A 6730-nucleotide genomic window follows, 5' to 3' on the forward strand; every position below is an offset into this window, starting at 1 on the left:
AATCACTGAAAAATATTGAACAATCGAAATATTCCTAACAGGGGGCTTAAAGGAGCGAGAGTCCCGCCTACATTATCCGAGAACGTAGCGCGGCCCGATCGCCTTACCATAATTACATCATTATTTTGCAGTTTGGGATTAGTTTCTTGATTTGCTGTTGCGGAAAAATTCACCTTAACAGTTAGCTGCGAAACAGTGCCGTTAGGATTGAGGCGAATTAAATCCACCGAATCCATTTGGGCCCGCGCTTTATTAAAACCTCCCGCTGCTACCAGCGCTTGATTTAAAGTAGTGTTGGGCACCATAGCAATCGATCCGGGTTTCACGACTTCTCCCACAATGTTCACCTTAATTGTATCCGGTGAAAAATTAGAATTAGCAACTTGTTCGTCTGGGGCTGCATCGAGATTTTCAGCTTTGGGAACGATTACCGTATCTCCCTGTTGCAGCGCTAAATCTTGGGATACATCTCCCCCTTCCAAAAGTTGCCACAAATTCACATTAATAATTTGTTCTGTACCCGCCCGTGTCAGGCGGCGAACTTGTATTTGTCTGATATCAGCTATCGGCGTAATGCCGCCCGCCATTTTAATTGCCCTCGTTACAGTTTGCTGCAAAACAGTTTCCCCGCCGTCTGTTTCCTTGGCAGCAAACAAACCTGAATTTGCACCCATTTCATTCTCTTGTACCCTACTTTGAACATCTCTTGCCAAAGTATAAGTACCGGGGCGAGTTACTTCGCCCACCACAGCAATATTAATTGGTTGAGTGCTTTGTCCGGTAATATTAGCTACTGCTAAAGTTGGTGCTTCTTGGCGGTTGAGGCTAGTTACAGTGGGAATAAATATAGTATCGCCGTCGCGCAAAGTCATATCGGCCCGCAAATCGCCGTTTTGCAATAATTCCCACAAATCCACACTAATAATTTGTTCCGCTGCGTTGCGCTGGGGGCGGCGGATTTTGATTTGCCGCACGTCTGCTGACTGCGTAATTCCGCCGGCCATTCGCAGAGCCCGCGATATTGTCGGCATTTGAGTTCCCATTTGCTCTGCTGTGCCTCCGGGACCTGCTGCTGAGGATATTGTATAAGCTCCGGGGCGGTTGATTTCGCCCGCGATCGCAATTTGCAAAGGACGCGGCGCTAGCAGTTTCAGGGTAATCCAAGGACGTTTGAGGTATTTGCCGTATCGGTCTTTAACAGCATTAGAAGCTTGTTCTAAGGTCATCCCGTACACCGAAACGCTGCCAATTAACGGCAAACTCAGGGAACCGTCTGCCTGTACTTGGTGTTGACCGTTGGGGCCGCTGTATTCCGGGACGTTGAAGATGTCCATTTGAATGCGATCGCCCGCTCCCAAAGTGTAAACTTCCGATCGTACACTTGAAGGTGCACTTGCCGGAAATCCCTGAAATCCCGGTGCTAGAGGTACCGGTACAGCAACAGGAGAACCCGAAGCAGGAGGAGGAGGAGGAGGCAAAAACTGCGCCGCTGCAGGAGATGAACCCACCGCCGCCGCCAGCACTGACACTGTTAAACTTTGAATCATTAAACTTTTGACAGCATTGCTTGCCCAATAACCCAGCTTGCAGCTTTTGCTGGAAACGTCTCCCTCAAATCCTCTCCTTGCAGGAAACGGGAGAAATTCTTCCCTTGGACTCTCCGCGAAGGGGACACAAGGGTGAGATTTTTTCTCAAGTTGCACGCCGCGCAAATAAATTTTCACCACCATCGCTTTTTGCCTTTATGCTCATCCAACCCTGCCAACCTCAAATGTAACCCAACTGCTCTAACTTGGTCAGAACTTTTTTAACACTCTCTTCCACACTTTCTCGCTCTGTGTAACAAATAATCTCAGGATTGACCGGTTCTTCATAAGGATCGTCTATTCCGGTAAAACCCTTAATTTCTCCTGCTCTGGCCTTAGCGTACAGCCCCTTGACATCGCGACCTTCGCACACTTCTAACGGCGCTGTGACATATACTTCAACAAAATTTGGCTCCATTGCTCTAATTTCGTCGCGAATTGCTCTGTAGGGGCTAATAGCTGCGGTCATTGCGGCTACTCCATTGCGGCTCAGCAGGTGAGCTACAAATCCAATCCGCCGAATATTAGTATCTCGGTCTTCTTGGCTAAATCCCAAACCTTTTGACAAGTTGGTGCGAACGACATCTCCATCCAATATTTCAACTTTGCAACCTCTTGCCTTCAATTCGGGTTCGAGAGCTTTGGTGATAGTTGTCTTGCCGGAACCGCTCAGCCCGGTGAACCACAAAATAAAACCTTTTTCCATTTTCAATTGCTTGGTTAGTAGTGAATAGTGGGGAAATTACGCGACGTATTATTTTACTGTCTCGGTTCCCCATTTTCTGATTCTTTTTGATTTGAGATGCGATCTGACTCTCACAATAACTAATTTTTTTTAGTGAACTAACCTGACGGTCAACTGAGTACAGTTAGACCGCAGGCTTCTTTTTCCTTTTTTTCAAATGCTTTTTTGAGTGACGGAGTTCCCCCGCCACTTTCGTAACTCAATCCAATCTTCTTTATAAGTTTGGCTGAATTTTCATCTCGATCCAAGGATTCTCCACACTGACAAGAATGCCACCGATCTGATAATTCTTTCGGAACTTTGTTGAGGCAATCCCAGCAATGTTGAGAAGTTCCTTTGGGGTCAACAAATAGAACAGTTTTACCTAACTTCCAAGCAACATATTTGAGAACGCTGGCGAATTGTCCGTGAGCAGCATCAAGCATGGATTTGTTCAAGCCACTTTTTGCTGACTGGCCGTTCGGCAAATAAACCAAATTGCCATTCTCAATGTCAGTTTTAGGCTGGGCGCGTCTAGTTAGATTTTTAACACTCAAGTCTTCAACAACTAAAACTTCACACTTGCTAAGTAACTCATGTGCAGTTTTGAATTGAAAATCTAATCTAGCTCTAGCTACGAACTGATGGAGTTTGGAAATCTTGTCCTTGATAACTTTCCAAGGCTTAGAACCCTTAACTCTATTAGCTAACTTCGCTTGAAGTCTTGCTAATTTCTGGGCCGACTTCCTTAAAAACCTAGGATTCTCAACCCTTTCGCCATTGGATAGGTAAACGTAATTGGTTATTCCCAAATCAATACCAACAGTATTTTCTTCAGTCGGTTGAATTTCTGCAACCGTTACGGGAACCGTTTTATCTTCTAGCGTCAGGGAAATATACCACCCATCCGCTTCTGGGATAACTGTACCCGTCTTAACTTTGAACTTTGTTGGTATTGGACGGTGGAAAACCATAGGCACTTGACCTATTTTGGCGAGACTAATACAAATCCTATCTTGCTCGTCCTTGACAATATCTAAGTTATCTAGTTGAGGATAAGTGAAGGATTTGTAGTAGTGAAGCCCTTTGAATCTGGGCTTCCCTCTACGATTGCCGTTTTTATCGGGCGTGGTGAAATTTGAAAAGGAAGTTTCAACTCTGTTGACAACATCTTGCAAAACCTGAGAATCCAACGCTTTGTAGTCAGGAAATAGTTTTTTGGTGTTTTTTAGGTCGGCAATTTGTATCGTTTGCCACTGTACATATCCGCCTTCAATGTTCGAGAAAACATCACCTTTATTGGTCAAACAATTGCCTGACTCATCCTTTTTTCTGCCGTCCCTAGTTTGCACCCTAGTTAAGGGAATATTTTGATAAATTTCCTCAATCGGGACTATCGAAACAATCAATGGGCAGGCGTTGATAGGTGTTCTCGTGGCTTCCCACCACCTAAATCTTTCGCCGAGTCGGTAGTTGTACTGCCGACGGCAGAGTTCTAAATGAGCCACAATAGTTGTTAGTTGGGCTTTTGTGGGTTTGAGGCGGTATTTGTACGTGAGTTGCATTTTTTAAATTCCTTTTTTCGACCTACCTTAATGTACCATTTCTTTTGATTTAATGTTTAGAAAGTACATCAAAATTAAAGGTACTCGCAATGTCTAATTGTCGGTTTCCGTCCGCGACACCCGACGCTTCTGGACATCCCTACGGTAATTTATTCGGGGTACTTCGCGCAGCGCTCTGATATATCCCCTCTAAATATACCGAGGGACTTCCCGGCTGGTTGTTAACCGCAGAGGACGCAGAGGACACAGAGGCAGAGGGAAGAGGAGAAAGAGCTAATTTTAAAATCCGTAGGGTGCGCCGCCTGTGTACCCTTACATTCAATGGGCGATAACAAACGCCGAACATCTATCCGTAGCGCACCCATCACCTTACTGATCCCTTCCCAATCTAAAATCTAAATTCTAAAATCTCAAATGGTATTGCCTATGTTTTCCGTTTTGAAAGCAGATGTTTTGGTAGTCGGTGGCGGCACCGGCGGCACCGCTGCTGCCGTGCAAGCAGCCCGCCGAGGTGCCAAAACTATTTTAGTAAGCGAATTCCCCTGGCTGGGAGGAATGCTGACTTCCGCTGGCGTTTCGGCCCCCGATGGCAATGAATTAGCAGCTTTTCAAACCGGTTTGTGGGGCGCGTTTCTCCGGGAACTCCAGCAGCGACAGCCGGGAGGTTTGGATTGGGGCTGGGTCAGTTTTTTTACTTACGATCCCCGCACCGGTGCTGAAATTTTCGCTGATTGGGTTAAATGTTTGCCGAATTTGCACTGGATTTCTGGACAAACTGCTCAAGATGTGCTAAAGGAAGGATCTCGCATTTCAGGCGTCCGGTTTGCAGATTTTACGGTTTCGGCCAAAATCACTTTGGATGCAACGGAATTGGGAGATTTGCTGGCTTTAGCTGAAGTTGGGCACCGCTGGGGTTGGGAATTTCAAGCCGAGTGGGGAGAACCCAGCGCGCCGGCTGCCTCTAATGCTCTGACAGAGCGGTATTCGGTGCAAGCTCCGACTTGGGTGGCAATTATGCAGGATTTTGGCTTAGGTGCGGTGGCGCCAGAAATTCCCGCGCCGCCTCTTGACAATCCCGATCGATTTACTGGTGCTTGGGACGGTTACACTCCCGAGCAATTTCTCAATTATGGCCGGCTTCCGGGCGGATTGTTGATGATTAATTGGCCGATTCGAGGTAATGATTATGGTGAAGGAGTCGATCGACTCATTAAATCTGAAGCATCTCGACAAGAATTCCTCCAAGAAAGTCTGTGGCACACTCAAAGTTTCGCCCGCTACATTCAAACCCAACTCGGCCCCCGCTACGGCTTAGCAAAGAACATTTTCCCGATTTCAAAGATCGAAAATCAACAAAATTCTTCCCTTCTTCCTTCCTTCGCCTTACATCCTTACTACCGAGAAAGTCGCCGCTTGCGAGGGATAAGTACAGTCACAGAACAAGATATTTTGCCTGTTGTCGGTGGAAAAGTAGCTTCGTTGCCAATCAATGCCGAGGGAATTTGCTCCGCGGTGGCTATCGGCAACTACGCTAATGACCACCACTACACCAGTGGCGACATTCCCTTGCAGCCAAAATCGATCCGCTGGGGTGGCCGCTGGACGGGAACTCCGTTTACCATTCCTTACAGCGCGCTAATTCCTGCGAGTACAGACGGTTTGCTAGTCTGCGAAAAAAATATTTCCGTCTCTCACATCGCCAACGGTGCAACTCGCTTGCAACCGACGGTAATGAATATTGGACAGGCGGCGGGGATGGCGGCGGCTTTGTGCGCGGAATCTGGATGTCAGCCGCGGGAGTTGCCGGTGAGAGTTTTGCAATTCGCTTTGCTGCAAGATTCCGAGGCGAGTGCGGCGGTTATTCCTTTATTTAATTTGACACGGGGGCGATCGGATTGGCTCGATTGGCAGCGCTATTATCTCGATCGACCTCAAGCATATCCCGCCAGCGGCGAATGTCCGGAGTCAGTAGAGAAAAAAAGCCGTCAAACAGCAAATACCCACAGCCAATTTTCCGGCATTTTCCGCCGCCTCGGCGAACAAGACTGGACACTAACGCTGACAAGTCCCGCATCCTTAGCCGGTCAAACTTGGCAACTCGTGACTTTGGACTCGGAAACCGACAGATTTTTACAGAGTTGCGAAACCGAAAAGCCCCTGACAGTATGGGGCAGGCTGAATTTTGCCGGTGCTTGGCTGCTGTCGGTATCAGTAGAATTGAAGAGTTGAAACTCAAGCGGGCCCAAGCCTCGCTCGATTGCAAGGTTGCACTGATATACCTTTAAACTGTCTATCCTTTCGGCCATACTTAGACCTAAAACCCGTTTAATTAAACCAAGTCTTGACCGAAAGCATCCAGGATACAAGCCCCCGGATTCATCCGTCCAGAAATAAAAAACCTGTATCCGAGAAACTTGCCCCCCGAATTTATCCGTGGGGTCAATGCTTCAATTCTTTAATCTAAAATCTCAAATCTAAAATCGATTGACCCTCATTTAAACAGCCCGCCTAGGGCACAGATCCCCAAGAATCGCCAGAATCACTTCTCTTCCCTGTGCCCCACGGTACACCTAATTAATAAGTTTTTGATTTTTCTGGTATGGGTGCGCGTTGGCTACCGCTTCTAAATGTGTGGACAAAGCTACCCAAAACTAGATAATTTGTCCATCCCTCACTCCACGGTGTAAGTGAAAGCATTCTTTCAAGCGTGCTTACGCTTCCTCGGTTTCAAGGTTGGCTAGGAAACTCCAGTTAGAAACGGTAAAGTAATCGTGTCTACGATTAACCTTGCCGGAACGCTTGATCTGTTTATTTAGTTGGTTCCACATCGACCATACGTGCTTTTGCGAGTTCAC

At 47.0% G+C, this 6730-nt stretch carries 4 protein-coding genes; 1 reads left to right on the forward strand and 3 read right to left on the reverse strand.

The window, feature by feature from the left end; all coding sequences use genetic code 11:
* Positions 1-2: 2 nt before the first annotated feature.
* The 3 genes from QUB61_RS02255 to QUB61_RS02265 form a co-directional block, all read right to left on the reverse strand.
* Entirely contained in the window at positions 3-1730 is a 1728-nt protein-coding gene (locus QUB61_RS02255) for an SLBB domain-containing protein (protein ID WP_333122809.1), read from the reverse strand.
* Positions 1731-1767: 37 nt separating this feature from the next.
* On the reverse strand, positions 1768-2292 hold the full coding sequence (cysC, locus tag QUB61_RS02260) for an adenylyl-sulfate kinase (RefSeq protein WP_333122813.1): 525 nt from the start codon (positions 2290-2292) through the stop codon (positions 1768-1770).
* A 149-nt stretch (positions 2293-2441) separates the two neighbouring features.
* Positions 2442-3875 carry a transposase gene (locus QUB61_RS02265; protein WP_333122816.1) on the reverse strand — a complete coding sequence of 478 codons (1434 nt, stop codon included), beginning with the start codon at positions 3873-3875 and terminating at the stop codon, positions 2442-2444.
* A 414-nt stretch (positions 3876-4289) separates the two neighbouring features.
* Between QUB61_RS02265 and QUB61_RS02270 the strand changes: the two genes are divergently transcribed.
* Positions 4290-6104: an FAD-dependent oxidoreductase gene (locus QUB61_RS02270; protein WP_333122819.1), complete on the forward strand. Its 1815-nt coding sequence runs from the start codon at positions 4290-4292 to the stop codon at positions 6102-6104.
* The last annotated feature ends 626 nt before the right edge of the window (positions 6105-6730 follow it).

It is taken from the genome of Microcoleus sp. C2D2 (assembly GCF_036702495.1).
Taxonomy (GTDB): Bacteria; Cyanobacteriota; Cyanobacteriia; order Cyanobacteriales; family Microcoleaceae; genus Microcoleus.

Coding starts and splice junctions, on each gene's coding strand:
- QUB61_RS02270 (WP_333122819.1), top strand. CDS start 4,290: ATGGTATTGCCTATGTTTTCCGTTTTGAAAGCAGATGTTTTGGTAGTC.
- QUB61_RS02265 (WP_333122816.1), bottom strand. CDS start 3,875: ATGCAACTCACGTACAAATACCGCCTCAAACCCACAAAAGCCCAACTA.
- QUB61_RS02255 (WP_333122809.1), bottom strand. CDS start 1,730: ATGGTGGTGAAAATTTATTTGCGCGGCGTGCAACTTGAGAAAAAATCT.
- cysC (WP_333122813.1), bottom strand. CDS start 2,292: ATGGAAAAAGGTTTTATTTTGTGGTTCACCGGGCTGAGCGGTTCCGGC.